We start from the raw sequence: 25,661 nt of genomic DNA, 5'->3' as shown, positions 1-25,661 counted from the left end.
TGCGATGCTGACCCCTTTAGTTCGTTATGCTGCCCCTGATAATTCTTAACACTTTATGGCTTGATTGCAGTAGGGGTGCGTGAGGCCGCAGTTATTGAGCGCACCGTCCCCACCATCTTCCACACGCGTTATATGGTCGTAAGAGATGGACTTTTCTGAGTCCAGATATCCCCCGCAAATCGGACACTTCACCGCTGATGCGAGGGCCGTATTTATGAACGTTGCGCTCTTAACATCATCGCTGAATTTCTTCGAGGCAACCTCTTCCGTCCCAACAATAATCTTTCCTTCTAAACCGGCCATGCGAACCAACTCGGTCTGACCAACAACCTTCCCTTCGTTCAGGGTAGTTACCAATTGCTCAAGAAGAGAAGCATAACTGTTGGTTCTACGTGGGCTTATGTGTTTCTGCAGTATGGTAGCTATCAAGTCTTTGTTCTCAATGAGTAGGCCTTCCAATTGGGCTCTCACGGCTGAGAATTTCTTAAAGAATGACTTATCGTTGCTTACCAACTTTCTTGCAATAACAGTCATTGTTCCCATAAACATGGGGCCAGAATGACGGCCCGTGGGGCCGTAGAAGTAGACGGCCGGGTGCAGCCCTAGGCTCCCATCCTCATTGCCGGTGATCCGTTTGGCCAAGGCATGCGTATTTGTGAGGATCGAGATTGTCAAAGAGCCGTCCGCATCGTCTGGGGTATCTTCAAGCTTCGCCGGCTTATTTGTCTGGTCTCGATTTGCAATCAAGTTCAGTTCAATCAGTGTTTCTAACGCGACCCTAACGCCTTTGGGGCCTCCCAATGGAAGGTCCAGCGTTTTGATCGGCCTCTTCAACTCTGGGTCAAAGAATGCGGAATGTATTTTCTTTGAGATATCTTCAATTTTTTCAACATTTGCCGGAGGAAATGAGGACCAATACTTGTGCCCCTTGCCTGCGCGAATTATCGCCCTTGATGCTATTGATATGGGCTTCCCCCTATTTCTTAGAAGAAGCTCCTCAACAGAATCCAGAGGGGTCCCCTTTGTGTTGATCTTGAAGAAGGAATTCTCGGCCTTATCTGCATCGCCTTTTACCCACTGAATGGGGATCCCTCGCGAGGCTATGACATTAATTTTCCGCTTTTCATCTGCCGTAGCAGAATCTGTTTTTTGTTTTGCGAGAAAGTGCTGCCATGTTCCGACCCGCTCCTTAACTAATTCACGAGTTCTTTCAGCATTTCTCTTTTGCTCTTCAGAAATTTGATACCCAAAAAACGGCTGGGATATTGGGCCATCACCATAGTCGTCCTCGATCCATGCCCGAAGTACACTAAGACGATGCCCGCCATCAATTACAAATAAGCACGTTGGAGACTGCCATAGGATCACAGAAGGGATTAGGTCGCCATTAACAAAGCATTCGAGCAATGAGCATACTTGCTCTGGCTTCCAATGATTGGTTTCCCTCTGAAAATCAGGCTTTCGCAAATTTGGCCCAATCAGGCCACCCTCGGTGAATTCACGCAGGGATAGCGTATTAACATTTTCAAATGAAGATGAATTATCTTCACTTGTCGCAGCGAAGTCCTCTCGCTTGATCATTGCGTCAAGATTTACAAGGCTCGTGGTCTTTGCCATGGCAACTATCCCTAATGAAGTAGTTAAACGGGTCAGCTTCGCGCTAATTTTGAGCAATATACCGTAGCCTTGCTACCGCCGTATGTTGATCCCGCGCAGTACCTCGACCAGCGCATCCACCTCGGCCCGTGTGTTGTAGAACGCGAACGAGGGCCGGACGGTGGATTCCAGCTCGAAGCGCCGCAGGATCGGTTGCGCGCAATGGGTTCCGACGCGCACCGCGATGCCTTCCGCATCCAGTCTCTTCGCGACTTCCAGATCGGGGATGCCGTCCATCACGAAGGAGATGACGCCGCCCCGGTCGCGGGGCATGCCGATTACGCGCAGGCCGTCGATGCTGCGGATGCCTTCCAGCGCGTAATCGAGCAGTTGGGTTTCGTATTGCTCTATCGCGTCGAGGCCGATGCCGTTCAGGTAGTCAATAGCGGCGCCCAGCCCGATTGCCGCCGAGAGCGCAGGGGTGCCTGCCTCGAACCGCTTGGGCGGCGCGGCAAAGGTGGTGCTTTCGAACGTGACCCGCTCGACCATGTTGCCGCCGCCCTGCCAGGGCGGCAGCTGCTCCCACATTTCCATGCGGCCGTAGACCACGCCGATGCCCATGGGGGCGAAGAGCTTGTGGCCGGAGAATACGTAGAAGTCGCAGCCGATCGCCCGCACGTCCACGCTGCGATGCGGGATGCCCTGCGCGCCGTCGATCACCACCGTGGCGCCGACGCGCTTGGCCATGGCGGTCATCTCGCGGATGGGCATGACGGTGCCGAGCGCGTTGGAGATATGGGTGATGGAGACGACGCGGGTGCGTGGGCCGAGCAGGCGGGCGTACTCTTCGAGGAGGATGTCGCCGTTGTCGTCCACGGGTGCGGCGCGGATCGTGGCGCCGGTCTTCTTCGCGGCGAACTGCCAAGGCACGATGTTGGCGTGGTGCTCGGCTTCGGTGAGCAGGATTTCGTCGCCGGGTTTGAGCAGGCCTTCGCCAAGCACGGCGGCGAGCAGGTTGAGGCCTTCGGTGGTACCGCGCACGAAGACGATCTCCAGCATCGATTCCGCGCCCAGGAAGGCGGCGACTTTCGTGCGCGCCGCCTCGCAGGCGTCGCAGGCTTCCTCGGCGAGCGCGTGGATACCGCGATGGACGTTGGAGTTTTCGTTTTCGTAGAAACGTGAGACGCGGTCGATCACGGCCTGCGGCTTCTGCGTGGTCGCGGCATTGTCGAGCCAGATCAGCGGTTTGCCGTGCACCTTGCGTTGCAGGATGGGGAAGTCGCGGCGGATGCTTTCGACATCGAACATGCTTGTGGAGGGCATGGGGGCGTTCCCTTGTGGAGACAGCGCTATGTTACGCGAATGTGGCAATGGCCGGTCGGGCTAGGGTCGAAGTAGGGGGGCAGCGCCTCTTCGAGGTTGCCCAGGGCTTCGCGTTCGGTCGCGCCGCGGCAGGCCAGCTCGCGACAAAAACACCGTTTTCCCGGGAGCCACATAGTTCGAGTTCTGCTTGCATGTGATTGCCACGCTCAGGAAAAAGGAGCCTGGGCAGGCTCCTATTGTCAAGCATAAATCGGGGCAGGTGTGCCGCGAGAATCAGCGATGCTCTCGATCCGGAACGAGGAACTGCCGCGAATTATGCAACACTCAATAAAGGGAGCAGCCAAGAAAAGGGAGGAAGCTGTTTGGCTGCCCGTGCAAAACTATTTGACCTTGCTGTTCTCGATTACATATTTGCCCAAGCCTGCAAGCTCTCCCCCCTTGATGCTGGGGAAGGAGGGCATGATCGGGCCGCCCTTGGTGACTTTGTCGGCGATAGCTGCAGGGTTCGCCTTTTCGGCAGCCAATTCGAAAATCTTGCCGCCTTCGATCTTGTGGCATTCGAGACAGGCGGCCTTGAAAATGTCCGCCCCCGAAGCGCCTGCCGCGGGAGTGTAGTTGTTGGGTTTGGAGCAGCCAGCCATCGCCAGGGCTGCCACCGTCAGAGCCAAATACGCCTTTTTCATATTCTTTACCTCGTTAATCAATCCTGAGGCGCGCATACTATCCATTCATCCTTGGAAAACATATCCGCCAGAATATCTAGTTCTACTGGCCAAGATGCACTTCAATCGCGCAGCACATTTGGTAAAACTGCCCCCAATCGATTCATGCGGGCCGGATTGCGCTGAGCATCGGCGCCGCGACTGGCATGAAACGCAGGATGTGCAGCGCACACGGCAATTCCGGTACAGCAAGAATCGGATAAACTCTCGCCATGCAGATTAAATATATTTCCTATACTCCAGCCAGTCGTCCCGGCTTGTTGCGCAAAATTGTTGCAGTTGTCTGGACTGTCGCGCTGATCGGCCTGGCGCTGATGTTCTCGGCAGTGCTGTTGACGGCCATCCTGATCGTCGCCGTGATCGGCGGGGCTTATCTGTGGTGGAAGACGCGCGAAATCCGCAGGCTGATGCGCGAACAGATGCAGAACTTTCCGCCTCCCAGCACGCAGGGGGAAAGCGAGGTGTTCAGGGGTGAGGTGATCGAGGGCGAGGCGGTCCGCGTGTATGAGCCTGACGTCAAGCGCTGAGGGCGGTTCACCCCCATGTGGCTGCAAAAAGAGATACGTCTGAAAGCAAGACCGCGCGGCTTCCACCTGATCACCGACGAGCTGCTGCGCGAACTGCCTGAGCTGCGCGATTTCAGGATCGGCATGATGAATATCTTTCTCATGCACACCTCGGCCTCGCTGACCATCAACGAGAATGCCGACCCTACGGTGCGTGAGGATTTCGAGAGCTGGTTCAACCGCGCCGTACCCGAGGATGAGCCGTACTACGTGCATCGGGATGAGGGCTCGGACGACCTGCCCGCGCACCTGAAAGCCAGCCTGCTCGGCAGCAGCCTGAACATCCCGGTTGCCGACGGGCAGCCGAGGCTCGGAACCTGGCAGGGCATCTATCTCTGCGAACACCGCAATCACGGCGGCAGCAGGCGTATCGTAGTGACGGTGCAGGGCGAATAGTTATAGGGGAAACACTGAAATTCCTCCGTTCGTGGAGAGCTTGTCGAACCATGAATGGAGGACGACATGTAACCGGTAAGTTGTGGCGGAGTCCACCCTTCGCATAACCAACGACTTGGCGGGCGTTCCTTGGCCGCCTAGTCGGATGGCTAGTAGTTCCATCAAGCTCAGGGCGAACGGACTTATTATAAATGCTCAGGCCTGCCAGACCCCGAATCCCGCCTCCCTCAGGTCGATGCCGATCTCCACCTCCCGTTCGCAGGCCTCGTCGTACGACATCGGGTTGAAGCCTTCATAGAGGTCGGGCAGCAGCCTCAGGCCGTATTCCCTGACGTAGCGGTTGGACTGAATGCCTGCCTTATGTTTGTCGAAGCGCAGGTCGGGGTCGAGTCCGGTCATGCCGACGTAGACGCAGGGTTTGCCCGGAATGTAGCCGGGGTTGCACTTCTTGAATTTTCCTTCGTACAGAACGTCCTTCGACAGTTCGATCACATAGATGTGGTAGTGGTTGCGGCGTGCCATGGTTGTTTCAGGGAGTACTTTTCTGCGGAATGGGAACAATATACCGGAGTCGTGATTAAGGAAAACAGGCTTATCGAAGGGAGTCGCAGATTGGATTCCGGGGCAGATTCCAATCTTTTGAAGAATTACCTTGACGGTATCAACTATTACGCGTACAAGGCTCCCAGGTATTTGATTCAAAGTCTCTGCAGTACTGGTTTTTCCATGTGCAATCTTCGACTCAAATAGTTCTGCGGGAGTTTTTCCCGTTTTTTTAATAAGGAAGTAAACACATGGCAACAGGTATTGTTAAATGGTTCAACGACGCTAAGGGTTTTGGTTTTGTTACACCCGATGACGGCGGCGATGATCTTTTCGCACACTTTTCGGCAATCAACATGAACGGCTTCAAGTCGCTCAAAGAAGGCCAGAAGGTCAGCTTTGAAGTGACACAAGGCCCAAAGGGCAAGCAAGCCTCCAACATCCAGGCCGCCTAACAGGTTCCTGAGTTGGTAAAAAGCCCGGCGCGAGAGTGCCGGGCTTTTTGTTTGGCTGTGACTCGTCCTGAAAGAAGTTGACGCCTTTTCGACCAGGAAAAGGGGAAGTCAGATGGGAGCAGGAGTTAAGAGAACGCAGCGAGATTACACGCTGGCTTTTAAACTGGCAGTAGTCGAGCAAGTGGAAAAAGGCGAACTGACCTACAAACAGGCGCAGGACCGTTACGGGATTCAGGGGAGATCGACCGTCATGGTCTGGTTGCGCAAGCACGGTCGCCAGAACTGGGGAGCGATGGCATCATACGGTCGTATGAGTAACCAAGCCCAAATAGCCGGCAGCCAAGGGCTGACGCCGGAACAGCGGATCAAGGAGTTGGAAGTCCAGCTCAAGGAGGCGCGGGAGAAAGCCCAATTCTTCGAAGCGGTGATCGATGTTCTGAAGCAAGACTATGGAGTCCGCGTCGTAAAAAAGCCTGTGGGCAAGTCCTCGCGCAAAAGTCCGTTGAAGGACTGAACGTGTCGAGGGTTTGCCGCTACATGGGGATCAGCCGGCAGGCACATTACCAGTGGCAACATCGCCGGGCGCAGGAAGAAGCGAAGCACGAAACGGTGCTGGAACTGGTCAGGGCAAAACGCCTGCGCCAGCCCCGGCTGGGGACGCGCAAGCTGCACCACCTGATAGGCCCCGAGCTTGACGCCCACGGCCTTGGCATTGGCCGGGATGCGCTGTTCAATCTTTTGCGCGGTGCGCGCCTGTTGCTGCTCCCGCGACGGGCATACCACAAGACGACGCACAGCCACCATCGTTTCCGGCGCCATCCCAACTTGCTCAAAGCCGGTCCGGAGCAGGTTCGTGCCGAAGCGAGCGAGCAGGTCTGGGTTGCGGACATCACCTATCTGCCCACCCGCGAACGCTGTGTCTACCTGAGCCTGATCACCGATGCCTACTCACGCAAGATCGTGGGTTACCACGTCCATGACAGCCTGCACACGGCCCAAGTCAGCCAGGCCTTGAAGATGGCGCTGAAAGGGCGTTGTAGAAGCCAACCGGTGATCCATCATTCGGACAGGGGAATCCAGTACTGTGCCGACGAGTACCAGGCCATTCATCATAAACACGGGCTGATCTGCTCAATGACGGACGGCTACGACTGCTACCAGAATGCCTTGGCGGAACGGGTCAACGGCATTCTCAAGCAGGAGTTCCTGCTCCAGAAGCCGTCTGATCTGGCTCAGGCCCGGCGCATGGTCAGTCAATCCATTGCGATTTACAACACCGAGCACCCCCATCTCTCGCTACAATTGAAAACGCCCGATGAGGTTCATCGGGCGTCTATGTTGGCCAGCAATCAAGCCGGCCAATCCGTCATCACAGGTGTCAACCTATTTTAGGACGGGTCATTTCGCTTATTCCGCGATGATGCCCGTGGGCCTGCCGTCCAGGCTTATCTGGTTTTTCTCTTCCCAGTATTTGCGTATGCCTTCCGGGCCTTTTTTCCCGGCCCATTCTTCCAGTTGTTCCCGGTCAGCCTTGAAATCGAAAAACGGCACGCCGAAGCCGCAGGAGGTCTGCACCAGGTCGATCGACATGTCGATGATCTGGCGCGCGCCGGGAAGCGCGGGGAAGAGGGTGACGAGACTGTCCCATTCCGCGTCGCGCGGGTGGAATACCTGGGCACGGCCGTACAGGCGCAGGATCAGCGGGTCGCCCTCGAAGGCGCAGAACATCAGGGTGATGCGGTCGTTCTCGCGAAGGTGCGCCGCCGTCTCGTTGCTGCTTCCGGTGAGATTGAGCCAGACGACGCGGTCTTTCGTGACGACGCTCAGGGTGTCCAGGCCTTTCGGCGATACGTTGACCCTGCCGTCCTCCGCGGCGGTGCCGACAAAGAAGATTTTCTGCTGCTGGATGAAGTGCGCCAGTTCGTCGTTCAACTGCGTATAGAGTTTGCCCATTTCGTTCACCCGGAAATTGTCCGGCAGCCAATATACCGGACATTGCGGGTGCTTTACCAGATGGCGCATTATCCGGGCGGGCGTGGCACAATCGCGCCTTGCGCATTTCCGGTTTACGAATTCATGCTGAGTTACCGCCACGCCTTCCACGCCGGCAACCATGCCGACGTGCTGAAGCACTTTATCGAGGTGCAGTTGCTGCGCTATCTGGCGCAGAAAGACAAGCCGTTCTGGTACATCGACACCCATGCCGGGGCGGGCTGCTATGCGCTGGACACCGGCTATGCCGTGCAGAATGCGGAATACGAGAGCGGCATCGCGCGGCTGTGGCAGCGTGACGATCTGCCCGCGCCGCTGGCGGAATATGTCGAGCTGGCGAAGCGCCTCAACCCGGACGGGCAGATGAAGCTCTATCCCGGCTCGCCGCTGGTTGCGCTGGAGTTGTTGCGCGAGCAGGATAGGCTGCGGCTGTTCGAGCTGCATCCGACCGACAGCGAAATCCTGCGGGAAAATTTTGCCGGCCACGAGGCGCAGGTGCTGATCCAGGAGGCCGATGGCTTCGGCGCGCTAAAGGCCCTGCTACCGCCCCCACCACGCCGCGCGCTGGTGCTGATCGACCCGCCGTACGAGGACAAGCAGGATTATCGGCGCGTGGTTTCGGCCTTGCGCGAGGGGCTGAAGCGCTTCGCCAACGGAATTTATGCGGTGTGGTATCCGCAGTTGCAGCGTGCCGAGGCGCAGCAGCTGCCGGAGCAGCTCAGGCAACTGCCGGTAAAGAGCTGGCTGCATGCCGTGCTCAGCGTGCAAACTCCCAGCGCGGACGGGTTCGGCATGCACGGCAGCGGCATGTTCATCATCAACCCGCCGTGGATCCTGCATGAAATGCTGCAGGAAAGCATGCCCTATCTGGCGCAGCATTTGGGGCAGGACGAAGGTGCGGGGTATACGCTGGAGTATCGGGAAAACTGACCTTCCCACCTTGTATAATCGTCCTGCCTTCAACTCAACTCTAAGACTAAGGAGCGCATATGGCCACATCGCATACATGGAATTTTTTCCGGGCAGGCGGCTTCGACCAGGTGCAGCTCGACTGCGGCGCGGATCTGCTGGCGCTGAAGGAACTGGACCAGAAACTGTGGGTGGCGCTGGGCTGCCCGACACGCGGCCTCGAATTCGATAGCCGGACGCTGGACCTGATCGACAGCGACACCGACGGCCATGTGCGAGCCAACGAGGTGCTGGCGGCCATCGAGTGGGCAGGGGGGCTGCTGAAGAATGCCGATCTGCTGGTCAAGGAATCGGACAGCCTGGCGTTGGCCGATATCGACGACAGTAACGAAGAGGGCAAGCAGCTGCTGGCCTCGGCGCGGCATATCTTGAGGGGCCTCGGCAAGCCGGATGCGACGGCGATCTCGCTTGCCGATATGGCGGACATCGAGAAATTCATGGCGGCACAGGAGTTCAACGGCGACGGGGTGATCTGCGCCGGGCGGATACGCGACGCCAGCTTGCACGCGACGGTCGAGGACATCGTCAAATGCGCCGGCTCGGTGGCGGACCTGAGCGGCGAAGCCGGCATCAACCGCGAGATCGCCGACAGGTTCTTTGCCGAGGCCGCCGCCTACGCGGCCTGGCAAGCCAAAGGCGAGGGTAACGCCGCCATCCTTTTGCTGGGCGATAAGACCATGGCGGCGGCAGAGGCCTTTCACGCCGTGAAGGACAAGGTCAGCGACTATTTCACGCGCTGCCAGCTCGCGGCCTATGACGCGCGTGCAGCCGTGCCGCTGAGCCGCTCTGCCGAGGATTACCAGCGGCTCGCCGCACAGAGCCTCTCGGCAGAGAGCCGGGAGGTGGCGGATTTCCCGCTTGCGACCATAGAGGCGGACAAGCCGCTCTCCCTGACCTCCGGCACCAATCCGGCTTGGCAGGCCAGGCTGGATGCGTTGCGCGATCTGGTGATCAAGCCGCTGCTCGGCGAAAAGAAAAGCCTGAGCGCGCCGGACTGGGCCGCGCTGTGCGCGAGGTTCGCGGCCTTTGAGGCCTGGCTGGCGGAAAAACCCGCGGGCAATGTCGAGCAGCTCGGCATCGCGCGTATCCGCGTGATCCTCGGCAACGGACACCAGGTCGCACTCGACGGCCTGATGGCGCAGGACAAGGCCATTGAGGCCGAGGTGAAGGCGGCCCGCCTGGTGGAAAAGCTGCTGCGCTACAACCGCGACCTGTTCCGGCTGGTGAACAACTTCGTTTCGTTCCGCAACTTCTACACCGGCAAGGACAAGGCGATCTTCCAGGTCGGGACGCTCTACCTCGACGGGCGCAGTTGCGAGTTGTGCGTCAAGGTCGAGGACGTGGCCAAGCATGCCGTGCTTGCCGGCATGGGCGGATTCTGCCTCGCGTATTGCGATTGCGTGCGCAGCGGCGGTACGGAAAAGATGAGCATCGCCGCCGCCTTCACCGCTGGCGATTCGGATTACCTGATGGTCGGGCGCAACGGCATTTTCTATGACCGCAAAGGCCAGGACTGGGATGCCAGCATCGTACGCATCATCGATCATCCGATCAGCATCCGCCAGGCGTTCTGGTCGCCCTACAAGAAGTTGTCCAGGATGATCAGCGAACAGTTGCAGAAGCTCGCGGCAACAAAGGCCGGCGCCGTGGACAGCCAGTTGATCAAGGCGGCAGCGGAGGGCGGCAAGGCCGCTGTCGAGGCGCCCCCAGCCGCACCCAAGCCGCCGTTCGACGTGGGCAAGTTCGCCGGTATCTTCGCGGCGATCGGCCTGGCGATCGGCGCCATCGGCGGCATCCTCGCCTCGATAGTCAGCGGCGTGCTGGGGCTGAAATTCTGGCAGATACCGCTGGCGATAGCCGGCCTGATGCTGCTGATTTCCGGTCCGTCCATGGCGATGGCCTGGTTCAAGCTGAAGCGGCGCAACCTCGCGCCTATCCTGGATGCCAACGGCTGGGCGATCAACGCGCGGGCACGCATCAACATCCCGTTCGGCACGTCATTGACCGGAATGGCCGAGTTGCCGGAGGGCGCGAACCGCTCGCTGTTCGATCCGTTTGCGGAGAAGCAGGTACTCTGGCCTTATTACCTGATCATCGCAGCGGGCTTTTGCGCGCTGGTTGTGCTGTGGTACGTCGGCTTCTTCGGGCACAGCTAGGCTGGCCGCGTGTGGCCTGAACTGTCGCGCCATTTGACGCTCTATGATAGGTGCCCTTGCCAGACGCCCTGACCGCGGCGATATTCGAGGCGGCCATTGAAGATATTGCGACACACCTTGAACGCTGAAAAATTCGACCCGAAACCCATCCTCGACAACCTGCCGCTGCTGCCGGGGGTGTATCGCTTCTTCGACGCCAGGGGTGAGGTGCTGTACGTCGGCAAGGCCAGGCAACTGAAGAAGCGCGTTACCTCCTACTTCCAGAAAACCAATGTTTCGCCGCGCATAGGCCTGATGGTGTCGCATATTGCACGCATTGAGACCACGGTCACGCGCACCGAAGCCGAGGCGCTGCTGCTCGAAAACAACCTTATAAAATCCTTAAAGCCGCGCTATAACATATTGTTTCGCGACGACAAGTCCTATCCGTATATCGTGCTGACCGGGCACAAATTCCCGCGCCTGACCTATTACCGCGGCGCGCCCAACCGCCGGGATCAGTACTTCGGCCCCTATCCGAATGCGTACGCAGCCAAGGAAAGCGTCCAGTTGCTGCAGAGGATTTTCCGCATCCGCACCTGCGAGGACAGCGTGTTCAACAACCGCACCCGCCCCTGCCTGCTGCACCAGATCGGGCGCTGCACCGCGCCGTGCGTGAAGCTGATTTCGGAGGAGGAGTACCAGGCCGACATCCGCAACGCGATGCTGTTGCTGCAGGGCAAGCAGCAGGAGGTCGAGCAGGCCATGCGCGCCGCGATGGAGCAGGCGGCGGAGGCGCAGCACTACGAGCAGGCCACCGTGCTGCGCGACCAGTTGCGCGCGCTGTATACCGTGCAGCAGAAACAGTTCGTCGAATCCACCGGCGGGGCGACCGATGCCGACATCATCGCACTCGCACAACAGGATGGGCTGACCTGCGTGAACCTGGCGATGGTGCGCGGCGGGAGGCATCTGGGCGACAAGAGCTTCTTTCCGGAGCATGCCGAAGGCCTGCCGGCGGACGAGATCGTGCAGGCGTTCATCGCGCAGCATTACCTGAACCGCAGCGTGCCGCCGCTGCTGGTGCTGGATGCGGCATGTGATGACGAGACGTTGGCGCAGCTGCTCAGCGAACAGGCCGGACGCACGGTAAAGATCAGCCAGGCCGCGAGCGGCGAGCGCAGGCAGTGGCTGGAGATGGCGCAACGCAACGCACTGCTGGCATTGCAGCAGCGGAAAATGCAGCAGGGGGGGCAGAAGCTGCGCCTGGACAGGCTGCGCGAGCTGCTGGACATGCCTGACTTGCAGCGCATCGAGTGTTTTGACATCAGCCACACGATGGGCGAGGCAACGGTGGCTTCCTGCGTGGTTTACGAGAACCTCGATATGCGTTCGACGCAGTATCGCCGCTACAACATCACCGGCATCACCGCGGGCGACGATTATGCGGCGATGCGCCAGGCGCTGACGCGCCGCTACCAGAAGCTGTCAGCGGGGGAGGGTGCGCGCCCCGACCTGATCCTGATCGACGGCGGGCTGGGTCAGTTGCATGTTGCACTTGAGGTGATGCATGAGTTGGGTTTGAACGATCTGGCCCTGATCGGCGTCGCCAAGGGCGAGGAGCGCAAGGCAGGGCTGGAACAGCTGGTTTTTCCCGATGGCACGGCCAGGCAGTTGCGCAGCGACGATCCTGCGCTGCATCTGATCCAGCAAGTCCGCGACGAGGCGCACCGCTTTGCCATCACCGGGCACCGCGCCAAGCGCGGCAGGGCGCGCACCGCCTCCAGCCTGGAGGAAATCAGCGGGGTAGGGGACAAGCGGCGGCGCAGCCTGCTGACCCATTTCGGCGGCTTGCGCGAAGTGGCGCAGGCCAGTGTGGAACAGTTGTCTCAAGTGGAAGGAATCAGCAAGGCGCTTGCCGAGAAGATTTACCAGCAACTCCATTAACAGGCTGTCGAAAAACTACTGCGGTGCTCATCTGCGGCGTTGCGCGGTACTCACAACCTCGCCTACCTACAAGGTATGTCTCGGTTGCTGCGTTCCGTGCGCCTTGCATTTGACCATCCTCGCTACGTTTTTCAACAGCCTGTTGAGAATCCTGTTGCTGAAAGGATTTATCAGCGGCTACACTGAGCGCATGTTCAGCAACATACCCAATTTGCTTACCTGGTTGAGAATCCTGCTCATTCCGGTATTCGTCACGGTTTTTTATCTACCTGACACCACCCTTGCTCCGCAACTGAAAAACCTGATCAGTACCGGCATCTTCATGCTGGCCGCGATAACCGACTGGCTGGATGGCTATCTGGCACGCAAACTGAATCAGTCTTCCGCCTTTGGCGCATTCCTCGACCCGGTGGCGGACAAGCTGATGGTGGCTGCCGCCTTGATCGTGCTGGTCAAGCTGGGGCGCGCCGACGCAATCATTGCCTTCATCATCATCGGCCGCGAAATCACCATCTCCGCGTTGCGCGAGTGGATGGCCAAGCTCGGCGAAAGCCGGAGTGTCGCGGTTTCCATGCTGGGCAAAATCAAGACCGCTTTCCAGATGCTCGCGATATTGCTGTTGCTGTACCACGAACGCCTGCTGGGAATCGACTGCCAGATGGTCGGTTCACTGCTGCTGTATCTCGCCGCGCTGCTGACCCTGTGGTCGATGGGTTACTACCTGATGCTGGCCTCGCCCAGGCTGAAAAAATACCAGAACTGAATTGATTTATAAGTCTGCGCCTGTATAATGCGCAGCCTTCGGGGTGTAGCGTAGCCTGGTAGCGCGCCTGCTTTGGGAGCAGGATGTCGGGAGTTCGAATCTCTCCACCCCGACCAGGTTCCAGTAGTAATTTACGCGCCGCGAAAAGAATTGTGCCCGTAGCTCAACCGGATAGAGCACCAGCCTTCTAAGCTGGGGGTTACAGGTTCGATTCCTGTCGGGCACGCCAGTGTCGGACAAGCAAGTTGTTTCATCAGTGGTGGCTGTAGCTCAGTTGGTAGAGTCCCGGATTGTGATTCCGGTTGTCGTGGGTTCGAGTCCCATCAGCCACCCCAATATCCACGCCATCTTCCATCATTCCCCCGTATAATCGCGCGTAGCTATATTGCAGGCCATCGCCTGGCAATAACCAGTTCAAAACAAAAAACGCAATCGGGAGAGGGATTAAGAAGCATGAAGCAGTTATTGCAGCGGCTGCCTGTAGCCGCCTTATTAATTGGCATGTCCAGCGGAGACGCTAGATCTGCCGACTATCCAAGCGAGCAGGATTATTTCCAGGATTTGCCCGTTGTGCTCAGCGCTTCGCGGCTTTCACAGCCGATTTCGGAGACGCCCAACGCGATCACGGTGATAGACCGGGAGATGATCGTGGCCTCCGGCGCGCGCAACATCGCTGACCTGTTCAAGCTGGTACCTTCCATGTACGTGGCATATGAGAACGGGCACACACCCATTGTGTCGTACCGCGGCATTACCGATGCTTATGCGCGCAGGATGCAGGTACTGGTCGATGGCCGCTCGATTTACCTGCCTATATTCGGGCATGTGGACTGGGCGGAACTCCCGCTGGATATCGGGGATATAGATCGAATCGAGGTCGTGCGCGGCCCATCGGCAGCTTCGCATGGCTCAAATTCCGTGCAGGGTGTGATCAATATTTCCACACGCCATGCTTCCGATGCTCGCAAGGCAGAGGTTTCCACCAGATGGGGGGAGGCTAGTGTTTCTGACCTTGTGGCTCGTTTTGGCGGAGCGGGAGAGAACTGGGATTATCGGGTGACGCTGGCCTCACGCGGCGACAGCGGCTTTGATCCCATGTCAGATGTCGCCACTATCCCGCTGAACGATACCAGTCGCACGCAATTGATCAATACCCGAGTCAACTATCGCCCGACTGGCAGCGACAGTTTGGATATTCAGCTTGGATACAGCGACTCTTCGCGGCAACTCGGAGACCAGAATCCAGGTTTGAATGCAACCGGGATTTTTTCCACGTTGCGCGACCAGAAGGTCAGTTCCGATTTTGAACAGTTTACCTGGCTGCACACTTTCGGCGGAGACAGCGATCTCCAGGTCAATTACTACCATATCGGCAGAAATACGAAAGATGAGCGATACAGCAGGTCTTGCGCCACCTGCGCGTTCCCATTGAATCTGATCGCTTCGGGGCGTTACCCGGCTTTTGATGATGCCGTCATACACCGCCACGATCTCGAAATGCAGCATACGCTGAATATCTCTTCCGACAATCGTGTGGTGTGGGGGATGGGAGCGCGCCATGATTCGGCAAACGCTCCAAATAATTTGCGGTATTCGCCAACGTGGCGGGAGTATCGCCTGTTCGCTCACGACGAGTGGCGCATCACCCCGACAAACCTCATAAACATCGGGGGAATGGCGGAAAAAAATGCGCTGGGACAATCGCGCGTTTCGCCGCGCGTTTCATATAACCACCACCTGACACCGCGAGATACGCTGCGTGCCAGCGTTTCGGTCGCCTACCGCAACCCCGAAATGGTTGAGGAGTTGGGGAATCAATCTGTTCGCTTAAACAACGTAGCCGGCAAACAATGGACGTGGCACAACGTTTCGGCGGCTGGCGGGTTGGGGCCGGAAAAAGCGATTTCCCGGGAAATCGGCTATATCGGGCAGTTGGACGAAGCCGGTTCGACGCTTGATGTCAGGGCCTATCACGACCAGATCAGCAATATCATCTGGGTAGATCTCGTTGCGGATGCCAACTCAATCGTGACCCCGAAAAGCTTCAAGAGCGATTTCAACGCTTTTTACAGCGGGCTGGAAGGCACCCTCAATTACAATCTGGGGGCACGCAGCAGACTGACCGTAAACTACGCGCATCAGGTTACCGGCGCAACTCCGTCGCGGGTTTCGCCCGTTGCGTCGGTCAATACCGCGTTGATAGATTATGCGAACAAATACTCCCAGACCGTGCCGTTGAATAGCGCCAGCCTGCTGTTTTCCCATGATTTCCATGAGGGGTTGCAGTTCAGCACTGGGCTTTACCATACAGATCCGGTTCGATCGCTGGATGCCGGACTCATGCAGCCATTGACGCGCTACGTGGATTTTCGGGTGGCTCAAAGTTTTGGCGGATGGCAAAGCAAAAAAAGAGGATCGGGCGGAGGAGAAATCGCCCTTGTAGTACAAAATGCGCTGAGCGACCATTATTTCGACTACAGCACACAAACCAGGCATAAGCGTCGCGCCTATCTCACCGCAACATTGGGTTATTAAGCCTCGCCGCCAATGCTCCGTCGACTTGCCATCCTGTCGTTATCAAGCGCAATTGCGCTGCTGACAGCCATGGCACAGGCGGAAACACTGGGCGTGCGCCTGATGTTGAGCGACAGCAGCCAGCCCTACCAGCAATTCTCGGCCGCCCTCAAAACGGCGCTTGCTGCAAGCAAGGCCGATGTGAAGGTTTTTGAATCACCGGCCGGCAACGGGGCTGATGCCAGGCTGGTCATTGCCGTTGGCATGAAGGCGACAGAGCTTGCTATTGCAAAATCGGATGCGCCGGTATTGGGGGTAATGGTCCCCAGGATGGGATATGAATCATTGCTCGAAAGCCCGTCCCTGCGCCATCGTAACAAGGCGGTATCGGCGATCTATCTGGATCAACCATGGGGCAGGCAGCTGAATTTTATCCAGGCTGCTCTCCCTGCCTACAAGACGGTTGGCATCCTGTATTCGTCGGATGCCCGCATCACCCTCCCTCGCTTGCCGCGAGGAATGTCGCTCAACGCTCAATCGACTTCCGTCGAAAACCTGTTTGCTACGCTGGAAAACATCCTGAACAACAGCGATGTGCTGCTGGTCATCCCCGATAGCGAAATCTACAGCAGCAGCAATGTGCGCAACATCCTGCTGACCAGCTACCGGCACAAAGTCCCATTGATTGGCATCTCGCAGGCGTATGTCAATGCCGGTGCGCTGGGGGCCGTTTTTTCCACACCCGAACAGATTGCCGGCCAGACCGCTGATACAATCATTTCATTTTCAAGAAGCGGGCAATTGCCCGAGCCGCAGTATCCCATGTTGTTCAGTGTCGGGTTAAACCAGCAGGTTGCGCGCTCGCTCGGGATCGCCCTGGACCCGCCGGAAACAATTCGCGAACGCATGGATAAAGCCGGGGAGGGGAGGCGGTGAAACAGTTCAGCATACGCCAACAAGTCGCCTGGTTGACGCTGATCCCGCTGTTCATCATGGCGGTCAGCCTGGAATCGTTTTTCCTGCATGGCCGTTTCTCCGATCTGGAAACAAATCTGCTGGAACGCGGCAAGTCGATAGCCCGCCAGCTTGCTTCGAGCGGCGAATACGGCGTCTTTTCGAATAACCTTTCATTCCTGCAAAATATTGCCAACGGCGGCATGCAACAGCCTGACGTGCGCGGGGTGATTATTCTGGATTCATCCTTTGAAACTCTGGCCAGTGCCGGAGAATTTTCCCGCCCGCCCAAGAGTGCATTTACCGAAGTGAGTCTGGCGGCAAGCGACTATCTTGCCGGCCAGGCCGGCATGAAACAGCTGGCCGCTGGTGAAGAGGCAAATTTGCTGACGCCGGTGCGCAGCAACGAGGAAAGCGTATGGATATACCAGCCGATCATCCCTGAGCAGATCATTCTGGACGATACCGGCGGCAAGAAGCCGGCTGCCGCACAGAAGATAGGCGCAATCATCGTGGAAATGAACAAACAGCGCATCGAAGCGGCCAAGATGCGGATGCTCAAGGTTACCGTCGCGGTTACTTCTTTGGTGTTGGGATTATTTTTCTATCTGGTGTATCTCGCAAGCCGCAGCATTACCCGCCCCATCCGCAACCTCAGTAATGCCGTACAGGCGATAGGCAGGGGAAACCTTGCCACGCGCATTTCCCTGGAAACCCATGTCAGCGAGCTGAATACCCTGGAGCAGGGGCTGAACGAGATGGCTACGCAACTGCAACTCGAACATGCAATGCTGCAACAGCGGATAGAAGCGGCGACCCAGGCTTTGAGAGCCAAGAAAGAAGAGGCGGAACGCGCCAGCTACGATAAAAGCCATTTTCTGGCGGTGGCCAGCCATGATTTGCGCCAGCCGCTGCACGCCCTGGGCTTATATGTCGCCGAGCTGCAGCGCAGGGTATCCAATGCCGAGCAACGCCATCTGGTTGAACAGGTGGAGCATTCCATCGAAGCGCTTTCCACGCTGCTGAATGCCTTGCTCGATATTTCCAAGCTGGATGCGGGCACGATGATCCCGCAGATCCAGACCTGCGCAGTAAATACCATCCTCGGGCGTATCGCGGCAGATTACCAGATGCTCGCCAGCGTCAAGAATATCCGTCTGGTTGTCCGGCCTTGCACAGGATTTGTCACCAGCGATCCGCTGCTGCTGGAGCGCATTCTGGCGAATCTGGTCAGCAATGCGATACGCTATACCTACCAGAACGGCAGCGTGATGGTTGCATGCCGCCGTCGCGGGGATTCCTTGCGCATCGAGGTGCGTGACAACGGTGTAGGCATTTCAAAAGCCGACCAGGAAAACGTATTCCGCGAGTTTTTCCAGTTGGCGCAGCCGCAGCTGGATACCAGCAAGGGGCTGGGATTGGGGCTAGCCATTGTGGACCGCCTCGTGAAATTGCTCGGGCACCGCATCGAATTGCTCTCCGCTCCCGGCAAGGGATCCGTGTTCGCTCTAGAAGTGCCGATTGCAGCCATCTCCGGCAGGCCTCCTGTTGCGGCTGAGCAGGTTGCCTCCAGCCAGGAGGCCGAAAAATTGCCCTTGGCCGGAAAGAGGTTGCTGATCGTCGATGACGACGCAGCGGTGTTATCCAGTACGGCCGTTATTTTGTCTTCCTGGGGCTGCCAGGTAAGCGCGGCCGCATCAATTACGCAGGTAGAGCAATTCATGCGCAACGGTGCCGAATGGGATTTGATCATCAGCGACTACCAACTGGAAAACAATACGAACGGCATTGATGTCATCGACTTGGTGCGCCGGCACCAGAATCAGCAGATGCCCTGTATTTTGATCAGCGGTGATATCAGCCAGACAGTTCTGAAGCTGGCCAGCGTCAGCGGACATCACTTGCTGCATAAGCCAGTCAGACCAGCCAAGCTCAGGTCGCTGATAGTGCACTTACTGCAGGGGAATACTACTCAGAGTTAAGGTGGTGCTTACCGCGAACCATACTGGGCTCGACCTGAAAAACGCATAATGTATATGGAATCAAACGCATTGCGCTGTTTTTGATAGTGTTTTGTTTCGGTGAAACTGTACCGACTTCGTGCATAGTCATGATTTTCTCCCTTGCTGTCAAATGGTCTTTGCGCATCATTCCGCCCTCTGTTCCGTGTTATCCACGACCAGCCGGGGGCGTTTCGGCGGTCGCTGCTGCCGCTTCAAGGAGGGGCCACGCGTCCCGAAGGTGAACGAGTAGGGGTAGAGAACCTCCCAATATCCGTTTTCCTGCAAGCGCCCTTGCAGCCGTCCGGCAGCAAGCAGGGCACGGATGCGCCGGGGCGTGACGCTCCAATCCTTCGCCACGAAGGACACCGGCACGAATGAGCCGCCAAACATGCCAGGGGCGGATACGAGCTTTGCGCCTTTCGGGGTTGGCTGGCCGGCCGATTCGCTGTCCATCACTGCCCCGAGAGCATCGAACGGCTTGGGGCATCGAGGAGCAGCCGTGCAGTCACGCCCCTGCGGGTCGAAGCCTGCCCGGCTTTGCTCCGCGATACCCGGCAAGATGCCGTTCTTCTCGGGCGCCCAGTCCATCCAGTTTTTTTCCTTGGTCACTGTGCACCTCCAATGCATCTAATTTGCGCCTGCGGCTCGTTTGGAGCCTCGACAAGGGTTCGCCTAAGGTCAGGGAAGGGGATGACCCGCTCGGCGGTTCTAGCGCGTCCCGAGCGCGAATACATCAGCCGCCACAGCCGCGCCTGTTCGTAAACCATCTCCAGATTCTCCAGGTAGCTGACATCAAAAAACCGACCGTTCGGAGCAACCAAGAAGCCGCCGCGCACCGTCCAGCCTTCCCATTCCTTGCGAGGCAGGGCGTAGCCGCGCAGGATGCGGAGCATCCGGTAGGCCATCCACGGGATGCGCGCGCCGCCGTTTTCCCAGTTCTGGATAGTGCGCGGCGTAACGTCGAGAGCCACGGCAGCTTCCCGGCGTGTCAGGCCGGATTGCTTGCGCAGATCGCGGAAGTCCTGCGGGTCGATGTAGCGGCGGGAGCGTGGCAAGCGGCTCATGGCAGCCTCCCGTGCTGGCTCATGGCTTGGAGCTTCTGCCAGATGGAATCCGATGCGCGCTCCGGCGAGGTGAAGACGCTCGCCGCCTCCAAAACCCGACCGGCAGGAGGGCGGATGCCTTCGGCCTCGACGGGCGGCGCGTACTGACTCGACCGCCCCGACTTCGCGCCAGCTTCGACCGCCACGGCAGAACCGCACGGGAGCGAATCGAGTGAGGCGGCAACCCCCGGCGCGCCCCGCTTCCGGGGGTGCTTCAGCAGCTTGGCAGGCGGGTAGATGCTCCATTTCTTCGACCGCGCATCCTTGCGTGCGCCGAGAATCCAGCCGCTTTTCGCGTAGCGAACCACCTGCCCGAACGTCATGCCTTCGCGCTCCGCAAAGGCTTTCAGCGTCAAGGCTCCGGCCTGCTGGTGCAGGGTAACGCTGGACTCGTTCATGGCTGCCTCCCTTGCGAGGGCGGCAACCGGAACAGCACTTGCCGTTGCAGTTCGCTGGCGATCGCAGTTTCGCTCTCGAGATCGGCGGCGATGCACTTGCCCAGGGAGAAGTCCCGCTCAGTGCGCTTCAAGGCCTGCTGGAAGCTGCCCATGACCAGCAGGGCATCCGACCACGACAGGATGATCGTGCACAGTTCGGCCTCGGCTTGGGGGAGCTTTTCCGGGGCGTTCATGGGAGCCTCCGGCAGGATGGACAAACCGGCAGAAAACGCCCCGCAAACCCATTGAAATCGTCGGCAAAAGTCGGAACAGTTGTTTTTCGGGGTCGGAAATGCGGTGAGCCGCGCGCCGTAAGGAATTGCGGGATTTTGTGGGCTGGTTTTGGTGTCCGACCCATCGGAGTTTGTCCGGGTATTACATACGACCCGGACTTTTCCAACTGGCTGGACGGGAGGGCGGCTCGACGGATAAGCGGGATTCTGTCAAATCCGGCTTTTTGGGCGAAACCGTACCGCGAACCGTTCCGGGTTCGGTCTTTCTGAAATACGCATAATGTATATTATGTCAAATACAGGATAGAGTGCTTCCAATGGATATTCAATCAGTTGGCAAATTGCTTCTCTCCTCTTATGGCTGATGGCCATAAGGAAACCGCTCATGCTCGGCGGACATTCTGGACAGCCTTTGAGTATGCTCCTGCCCGACCTGCAGCCACGAAAAGCGCCATTCCCAGTTCCCCGCCGGATGTCCAGGGAAGTTCATTCGATGTTCGCTGGTCAAACCGAGGACGTCCTGCATGGGGAAAATGACAGTGTTAGCTACCGAGGCCGAGAGCGCCTGCATCATGTCCCATTGAATGGCGTGCCCATCGCTCTTCAGGTACTGTAGCGCAAAGGCTTTTTCATTATCAGATACCGTATTCCACCAGCCTATGGTCGTGTCGTTGTCATGGGTTCCGGTATAGGCAACAGTATTCGGAATATAGTGATGCGGCAGGAAAAGATTGGCTTCACCCTCCGCAAAGGCGAAATGAAGAACCCGCATACCAGGCAGCCCGAATTTGTCTCGAAGCTTGACTACATCGAGGGTAATCACTCCCAAGTCTTCGGCGATAATGGGCAGATACGGGAAGCTTTGCTGCAATACATTCAATAGCTTATCTCCTGGAACGGGTACCCATTTTCCGTGGATGGCATTGGGCGCATCGGCAGGTATCTCCCAGTAGGCGGCAAACCCCCGGAAATGGTCGACACGCACGAGATCGGCATGGTGCAGCGCATGCCGCATACGCGCCACCCACCACGCAAAGCCCGTTTCTTCGTGGGTTTCCCAGCGGTAGACGGGATTACCCCATAACTGCCCTGTCTCGCTGAAATAATCGGGCGGTACCCCGGCAACTACCAGGGGGCGCCCGTTTTCATCCAGCTTGAATAGTTCCTGATGCGCCCACACGTCGGCGCATTGGTAGGCGACAAAGATCGGCACGTCGCCAATAATCCATATACCGTGCGAGTTGGCGTATTCCTTCAACCGGGACCACTGGTGCGCGAAACGCCATTGGCAGAATTTCCAGAAACCAATCTCATCGGCATACTCTATTCTCGCCCAGCTCAATGCCGGAACGTCGCGGCGAACCAGGTCGGCTGGCCAGAGATTCCATTCCTGATTACGATGTTCAGCGATTGCCATGAACAGCGCGTAGTCATCAAGCCATGCTTTTTCGTCCTCACAAAATTCTTCATATTCATGATGCATTTCATTGTTTAATGAAAAGAATTTTCTTGCGGCGCGGCGCAAACGCTCCATGCGGAAGGGGAGCGTCAGTGCGAAATCAACCCGGTCAGCCCTGAATTCAGGAAGAGGCTTCAGATCCCCCTGCTCCAGCCACCCGTATTTTGCCAACTCGTCGAGGTCGATCAGCAGGACATTGCCGGCAAAGGCGGATTTGCACATGTAGGGAGAATTGCCGGGGCCGATCTCACCCAGTGGGAGAACCTGCCAGTAGGTCTGGCCCGCACTTTTCAGCCAATCGACAAATCGGTACGCATCTTCCCCCAAGTCGCCGGCACCGAACCTGCCGGGAAGCGACGTGGGATGAAGCAATATGCCGCTTGCTCGCATGCTTAGCATAGGCGTGTCAGGGTTAGATTATTGGAAAATGGCACCAGCCAACGCCTATTCGGAAGCGCGCCGCATTGCGCCCCCCGCCTCGGGAGTACCCCTGCCTTGGCTGATAGGCTCCGATAAATTCAGCGGAGGCGGCAATTTCAGCAGGCGATACAGCTCGGCCAGGTTGTGGCGGAACAAGCGGTCGAAGCTGGCCACCGAGTGTGCGGGATTGTAATCGCCAAACCACCAGAACCAGTCGGAGCTCTCGCAGGAACAAAGCTGCCTCTCGGCCGCTTCCTGTTCCGCCGGACTGAGCCGGCCGCTGGACATGACCATGTCGAAGCTCTGCTTGGCGACGCATAGCAAGTCCCATGCACGATTTTTGTCTGGCGAGCCTATCCAGGTCGAGAAATTGCCATAGACCCAACTGCCCGCAACGATATTTCCGAGGCTGTGTGTTTGGGCATAGTCGGCCGCATGGCGAGCTTTTCCCTGTTTTTCGAGGTAATCGCTGTAGGTGGTGGTGCGTATCTGTTCATGGGTTTCGAGGGTCGTATAAAGCTCGTCAATGAAATAGAAGCCGTTGTACGGATAATATTCCCAGGCATTTTCACCATCAAGAATCACGCTCACCACGGGTGTCTCGCCTGCTGCGGCATGCTGCGCGATGTCCACGACTTGATCGATGAAGTGGTGCGCGGCGTCCTTGCCGTGCCACCGCGAATATTCGAAGCCGATCAAGTCGGACAGGCGGTCGTCGCGGAAGAAGCATTGCAGGCCATCGCCGCCTTTTTCCAGCTGGTAAGGCCGGTACAGGTATTGGGCGCGTGCCGGAACGGTATGTTGTGTCTGGCGCAGGCTGTTGACCAGCACGTTCTCGCCGCTGGCCGCCCAGCGGCAACCCTCGGCAGCCAGCACTTCCAGCGTTTCCGAGGAAATCGATCCCTCGGCCGGCCACATTCCCTGCGGTTCGGCGCCAAAACGTTTGTGATGGCTCTGCTTCGCCAGCCGGACATGTGCCGTCACGCGCGACCGCCCCTTGGGGTAATGCGGGGATTGGGGCAATGGCGCACCGGGCATGGCCTCCCTGGTACAGGCAAAATCGATCAGCAGCGGCGCCAGCGGGTGGTAATGCGGCGTGGCCGATAACTCGATCTGCCCTGCTTCGGCCAGCTTGCGATAGCGTGGAATGACCCCGCTGATCAGCTCGCCGACGAGTTCGAGCAATTGTTTTCGGTCTTCGTAGCTGAAGCCCGTGCCCTGGCTCATCAAACGCACTACCAGCTCATGCTCGCGGCGCACGCTCTCGCCGCACCACACCAGGTGATACCAGGTCAGCAGGTCAGCCATGTACTGCCCGGACAAATAGGATGACACGACCTCTCCGCCCTCCTGCACGTGGCTGTATAGTTCCGACAGGCGCTTGTAGGCCGGATAGGGAGCGATCATCTTGGTGTGGTTGCTGCGGAAGCACGCATCGAGTACCAGTTGCCGCTGCTCCGGCGCCAGATCATGGAGGTCCTCATGCGCCAGCAGGCGCAGCAAGGGATCGCGCAACTGTCCGGAGGCAAACTGGTCCGCATAGTCTTCCAGCTGGTCGAGCAGTATCGGCACGAAGTTCACCACGACGCGCACCTTGGGGTGCCGTTCGAGATGGTAGGCCATGTCGGTGTAATCCTTGATGGCATGCAGGTAGGTCCACGGCAGCACGAAGTCGCCAGTGGAATAGTCGCGGTAATCCGGCTGGTGCATGTGCCAGAGAAAAACCAGGTCAACGGCTTTTTTCATGGTGATGTTTTTGCGTCAACGGATGCTGTGGACTTTCTGTCCGAGCATTTCCGGGGTGATGAGCGTCACGCCGTTCGGGCTGACATGGAAGCGCTTGCGGTCTTCTTCCGGATTGACTCCTACTTCCAGTCCTTCAGGAATCCTGCAGTTTTTGTCCACGATGACGCGCCTCAGCGTAACTTGGCGCCCGACATGCACCTTGGGCAGCAGCACCGAGTCTTCGATGTTGCAATAACCGTCGATACGCACATCGGAGAACAGCAGCGAGCGGCGCACCGTCGAGCCGCTGATAATGCACCCGCCGGAAACCAGCGAGTCGATGGCCATGCCGCGCCTGTCCTCATCGTCGAACACGAATTTGGCCGGCGGCAACTGTTCCTGATGCGTCCAGATCGGCCATTCCTGGTCATACATGTTCAGGTCGGGGATAACCTTGGTCAGCTCCATGTTGGCTTCCCAGTAGGCATCGATAGTGCCCACGTCGCGCCAATAGGGTCCCATGCCGTCACCCATGCCCACGCAGCTTTCCCCGAAGCTTTGCGCAAACACGCGATATCTCGGCACCATGTAGGGGATCAGATCCTTGCCGAAGTCGTGGCTGGAATGGGGGTCATCGGCATCGCGGATCAGTTGTTCAAAGAGAAAGCTCGCGTTGAACACATAGATGCCCATGCTGGCCAGCGCCTTGTCCGGCTTGCCAGGAATGCATGCGGGCTGGGCGGGTTTTTCGTCGAATTTCACGACACGGGAGTGTTCGTCGATGCCCATCACGCCAAACGCGGTCGCATCGGCCACCGGCACTTCCAGGCAGGCGACGGTCATGTCGGCCTTTTTTTCGACATGCAGTGCAAGCAGCTTGCCGTAGTCCATTTTGTAGACATGGTCCCCGGCCAGGAGCAGCACGAAATCAGGATCGGCCTCGCGCAGGATGTCGATGTTCTGGTACACCGCATCGGCGGTTCCCTGATACCAGTGGTCTTCACTGACGCGCTGTTGCGCAGGCAGCAGGGTGATGGATTCGCCGAATTGGCCGCTCAGGAAGGACCAGCCGCGCTGGATATGCTGGATCAGGCTGTGCGCCTTGTATTGCGTCGCGACACCGATGCGGCGGATACCGGAATTCACGCAGTTGGACAGCACGAAATCGATGATGCGGAACTTGCCGCCGAAGGGAACGGCGGGCTTGGCGCGCCAGTCGGTCAGTTGATACAGGCGGCTACCGCGGCCGCCGGCCAGCACCATGGCATAGGTATTCTTGGTGATGCGGCTGACAAAACGCGATGCCGGTTCCCCCGTGGCGAGGTGGTATTTTCTTTGCAGGTAACCCGGTTCAGCTTTCATTTGCTCTCCCTTATTTACCTTGTTGCCGCGCCACCATTATCGTT

The 25,661-nt window shown here is 58.0% G+C and carries 23 protein-coding genes and 3 tRNA genes; 14 read left to right on the top strand and 12 right to left on the bottom strand.

Annotated elements, in window-relative coordinates; translation table 11 throughout:
• Positions 1-45 precede the first annotated feature (45 nt).
• The 3 genes from ACRRNM_RS03030 to ACRRNM_RS03020 form a co-directional block, all read right to left on the bottom strand.
• Positions 46-1,617, bottom strand: a complete 1,572-nt coding sequence (locus ACRRNM_RS03030) for a GmrSD restriction endonuclease domain-containing protein (RefSeq protein ID WP_435626770.1) — start codon at positions 1,615-1,617, stop codon at positions 46-48.
• 72 nt (positions 1,618-1,689) lie between these two features.
• Entirely contained in the window at positions 1,690-2,919 is a 1,230-nt protein-coding gene (locus ACRRNM_RS03025) for a SufS family cysteine desulfurase (RefSeq protein WP_435626769.1), read from the bottom strand.
• Positions 2,920-3,299: 380 nt separating this feature from the next.
• On the bottom strand, positions 3,300-3,602 hold the full coding sequence (locus ACRRNM_RS03020; protein WP_435626768.1) for a c-type cytochrome: 303 nt from the start codon (positions 3,600-3,602) through the stop codon (positions 3,300-3,302).
• A 251-nt stretch (positions 3,603-3,853) separates the two neighbouring features.
• Here ACRRNM_RS03020 and ACRRNM_RS03015 point away from each other — a divergent pair, with 251 nt between their 5' ends.
• Both ACRRNM_RS03015 and ACRRNM_RS03010 read left to right on the top strand, forming a co-directional pair.
• Positions 3,854-4,168, top strand: a complete 315-nt coding sequence (locus tag ACRRNM_RS03015) for a hypothetical protein (RefSeq protein ID WP_435626767.1) — start codon at positions 3,854-3,856, stop codon at positions 4,166-4,168.
• Positions 4,169-4,183: 15 nt separating this feature from the next.
• Entirely contained in the window at positions 4,184-4,603 is a 420-nt protein-coding gene (locus ACRRNM_RS03010; RefSeq protein ID WP_435626766.1) for a secondary thiamine-phosphate synthase enzyme YjbQ, read from the top strand.
• A gap of 195 nt (positions 4,604-4,798) precedes the next feature.
• On the opposite strand, the gene ACRRNM_RS03005 is transcribed toward ACRRNM_RS03010, so the two are convergent.
• Positions 4,799-5,125: a hypothetical protein gene (locus ACRRNM_RS03005; protein WP_435626765.1), complete on the bottom strand. Its 327-nt coding sequence runs from the start codon at positions 5,123-5,125 to the stop codon at positions 4,799-4,801.
• A gap of 272 nt (positions 5,126-5,397) precedes the next feature.
• Here ACRRNM_RS03005 and ACRRNM_RS03000 point away from each other — a divergent pair, with 272 nt between their 5' ends.
• Positions 5,398-5,601 (top strand): cold-shock protein, encoded by a 204-nt coding sequence (locus ACRRNM_RS03000; protein WP_435626764.1) that lies wholly within the window; start codon positions 5,398-5,400, stop codon positions 5,599-5,601.
• Positions 5,602-5,713: 112 nt separating this feature from the next.
• Positions 5,714-6,993, top strand: a protein-coding gene (locus ACRRNM_RS02995) for an IS3 family transposase (protein WP_435626763.1) whose coding sequence is annotated in 2 segments (ribosomal slippage) — positions 5,714-6,080 and positions 6,080-6,993 — 1,281 coding nt in all. Because the reading frame shifts where the segments join, the coding sequence is not laid out codon by codon here.
• A 15-nt stretch (positions 6,994-7,008) separates the two neighbouring features.
• On the opposite strand, the gene ACRRNM_RS02990 is transcribed toward ACRRNM_RS02995, so the two are convergent.
• The gene (locus ACRRNM_RS02990) at positions 7,009-7,554 is read right to left on the bottom strand and encodes a pyridoxamine 5'-phosphate oxidase family protein (protein WP_435626762.1); all 546 of its coding nucleotides are present in this window, start codon (positions 7,552-7,554) and stop codon (positions 7,009-7,011) included.
• A gap of 123 nt (positions 7,555-7,677) precedes the next feature.
• Between ACRRNM_RS02990 and ACRRNM_RS02985 the strand changes: the two genes are divergently transcribed.
• The 10 genes from ACRRNM_RS02985 to ACRRNM_RS02940 all read left to right on the top strand — a co-directional run bounded on the left by ACRRNM_RS02985 (position 7,678) and on the right by ACRRNM_RS02940 (position 18,857).
• The gene (locus ACRRNM_RS02985) at positions 7,678-8,523 is read left to right on the top strand and encodes a 23S rRNA (adenine(2030)-N(6))-methyltransferase RlmJ (RefSeq protein ID WP_435628628.1); all 846 of its coding nucleotides are present in this window, start codon (positions 7,678-7,680) and stop codon (positions 8,521-8,523) included.
• A gap of 59 nt (positions 8,524-8,582) precedes the next feature.
• The gene (locus ACRRNM_RS02980) at positions 8,583-10,718 is read left to right on the top strand and encodes a hypothetical protein (protein WP_435626761.1); all 2,136 of its coding nucleotides are present in this window, start codon (positions 8,583-8,585) and stop codon (positions 10,716-10,718) included.
• Positions 10,719-10,835: 117 nt separating this feature from the next.
• Complete coding sequence (gene uvrC / locus ACRRNM_RS02975; RefSeq protein WP_435626760.1) at positions 10,836-12,644, top strand: excinuclease ABC subunit UvrC; 1,809 nt, start codon at positions 10,836-10,838, stop codon at positions 12,642-12,644.
• Between the two features lie 190 nt (positions 12,645-12,834).
• A complete protein-coding gene (gene pgsA, locus ACRRNM_RS02970) occupies positions 12,835-13,407 on the top strand; it encodes a CDP-diacylglycerol--glycerol-3-phosphate 3-phosphatidyltransferase (RefSeq protein ID WP_435628627.1) in 573 nt (190 codons plus the stop codon).
• Between the two features lie 39 nt (positions 13,408-13,446).
• Positions 13,447-13,523 (top strand) — tRNA-Pro (locus ACRRNM_RS02965).
• 36 nt (positions 13,524-13,559) lie between these two features.
• Positions 13,560-13,636: transfer RNA gene (locus ACRRNM_RS02960), tRNA-Arg, on the top strand.
• Between the two features lie 30 nt (positions 13,637-13,666).
• Positions 13,667-13,742: transfer RNA gene (locus ACRRNM_RS02955), tRNA-His, on the top strand.
• A 118-nt stretch (positions 13,743-13,860) separates the two neighbouring features.
• The gene (locus tag ACRRNM_RS02950) at positions 13,861-15,942 is read left to right on the top strand and encodes a TonB-dependent receptor plug domain-containing protein (protein WP_435626759.1); all 2,082 of its coding nucleotides are present in this window, start codon (positions 13,861-13,863) and stop codon (positions 15,940-15,942) included.
• A 69-nt stretch (positions 15,943-16,011) separates the two neighbouring features.
• Positions 16,012-16,857 (top strand): ABC transporter substrate-binding protein, encoded by an 846-nt coding sequence (locus tag ACRRNM_RS02945; protein ID WP_435626758.1) that lies wholly within the window; start codon positions 16,012-16,014, stop codon positions 16,855-16,857.
• On the top strand, positions 16,854-18,857 hold the full coding sequence (locus ACRRNM_RS02940; RefSeq protein ID WP_435626757.1) for an ATP-binding protein: 2,004 nt from the start codon (positions 16,854-16,856) through the stop codon (positions 18,855-18,857). Before ACRRNM_RS02945 ends, ACRRNM_RS02940 begins: the two co-directional genes overlap by 4 nt.
• Before the next feature lie 165 nt (positions 18,858-19,022).
• Here the strand turns inward: ACRRNM_RS02940 and ACRRNM_RS02935 are convergent, their stop codons facing one another.
• The 7 genes from ACRRNM_RS02935 to glgC all read right to left on the bottom strand — a co-directional run bounded on the left by ACRRNM_RS02935 (position 19,023) and on the right by glgC (position 25,617).
• The gene (locus tag ACRRNM_RS02935) at positions 19,023-19,487 is read right to left on the bottom strand and encodes a hypothetical protein (protein ID WP_435626756.1); all 465 of its coding nucleotides are present in this window, start codon (positions 19,485-19,487) and stop codon (positions 19,023-19,025) included.
• Positions 19,484-19,942, bottom strand: a complete 459-nt coding sequence (locus ACRRNM_RS02930) for a VC1465 family Xer recombination activation factor (RefSeq protein WP_435626755.1) — start codon at positions 19,940-19,942, stop codon at positions 19,484-19,486. Before ACRRNM_RS02930 ends, ACRRNM_RS02935 begins: the two co-directional genes overlap by 4 nt.
• Positions 19,939-20,379 carry a hypothetical protein gene (locus tag ACRRNM_RS02925; RefSeq protein ID WP_435626754.1) on the bottom strand — a complete coding sequence of 147 codons (441 nt, stop codon included), beginning with the start codon at positions 20,377-20,379 and terminating at the stop codon, positions 19,939-19,941. The genes ACRRNM_RS02930 and ACRRNM_RS02925 overlap by 4 nt, the downstream gene beginning before the upstream one ends.
• Positions 20,376-20,612 (bottom strand): hypothetical protein, encoded by a 237-nt coding sequence (locus tag ACRRNM_RS02920; RefSeq protein WP_435626753.1) that lies wholly within the window; start codon positions 20,610-20,612, stop codon positions 20,376-20,378. Before ACRRNM_RS02920 ends, ACRRNM_RS02925 begins: the two co-directional genes overlap by 4 nt.
• 394 nt (positions 20,613-21,006) lie before the next feature.
• The gene (gene malQ / locus ACRRNM_RS02915; protein WP_435626752.1) at positions 21,007-22,509 is read right to left on the bottom strand and encodes a 4-alpha-glucanotransferase; all 1,503 of its coding nucleotides are present in this window, start codon (positions 22,507-22,509) and stop codon (positions 21,007-21,009) included.
• Between the two features lie 45 nt (positions 22,510-22,554).
• The gene (locus ACRRNM_RS02910; protein WP_435626751.1) at positions 22,555-24,276 is read right to left on the bottom strand and encodes a glycoside hydrolase; all 1,722 of its coding nucleotides are present in this window, start codon (positions 24,274-24,276) and stop codon (positions 22,555-22,557) included.
• A 15-nt stretch (positions 24,277-24,291) separates the two neighbouring features.
• A complete protein-coding gene (glgC, locus tag ACRRNM_RS02905) occupies positions 24,292-25,617 on the bottom strand; it encodes a glucose-1-phosphate adenylyltransferase (protein ID WP_435626750.1) in 1,326 nt (441 codons plus the stop codon).
• Positions 25,618-25,661: the final 44 nt, after the last annotated feature.

The sequence above is a fragment of the Ferrigenium straubiae genome (genome assembly GCF_051257895.1).
GTDB classification, from domain to species: Bacteria; Pseudomonadota; Gammaproteobacteria; order Burkholderiales; family Gallionellaceae; genus Gallionella; species Gallionella straubiae.
This window is presented reverse-complemented; position numbering and strand designations above follow the sequence as displayed.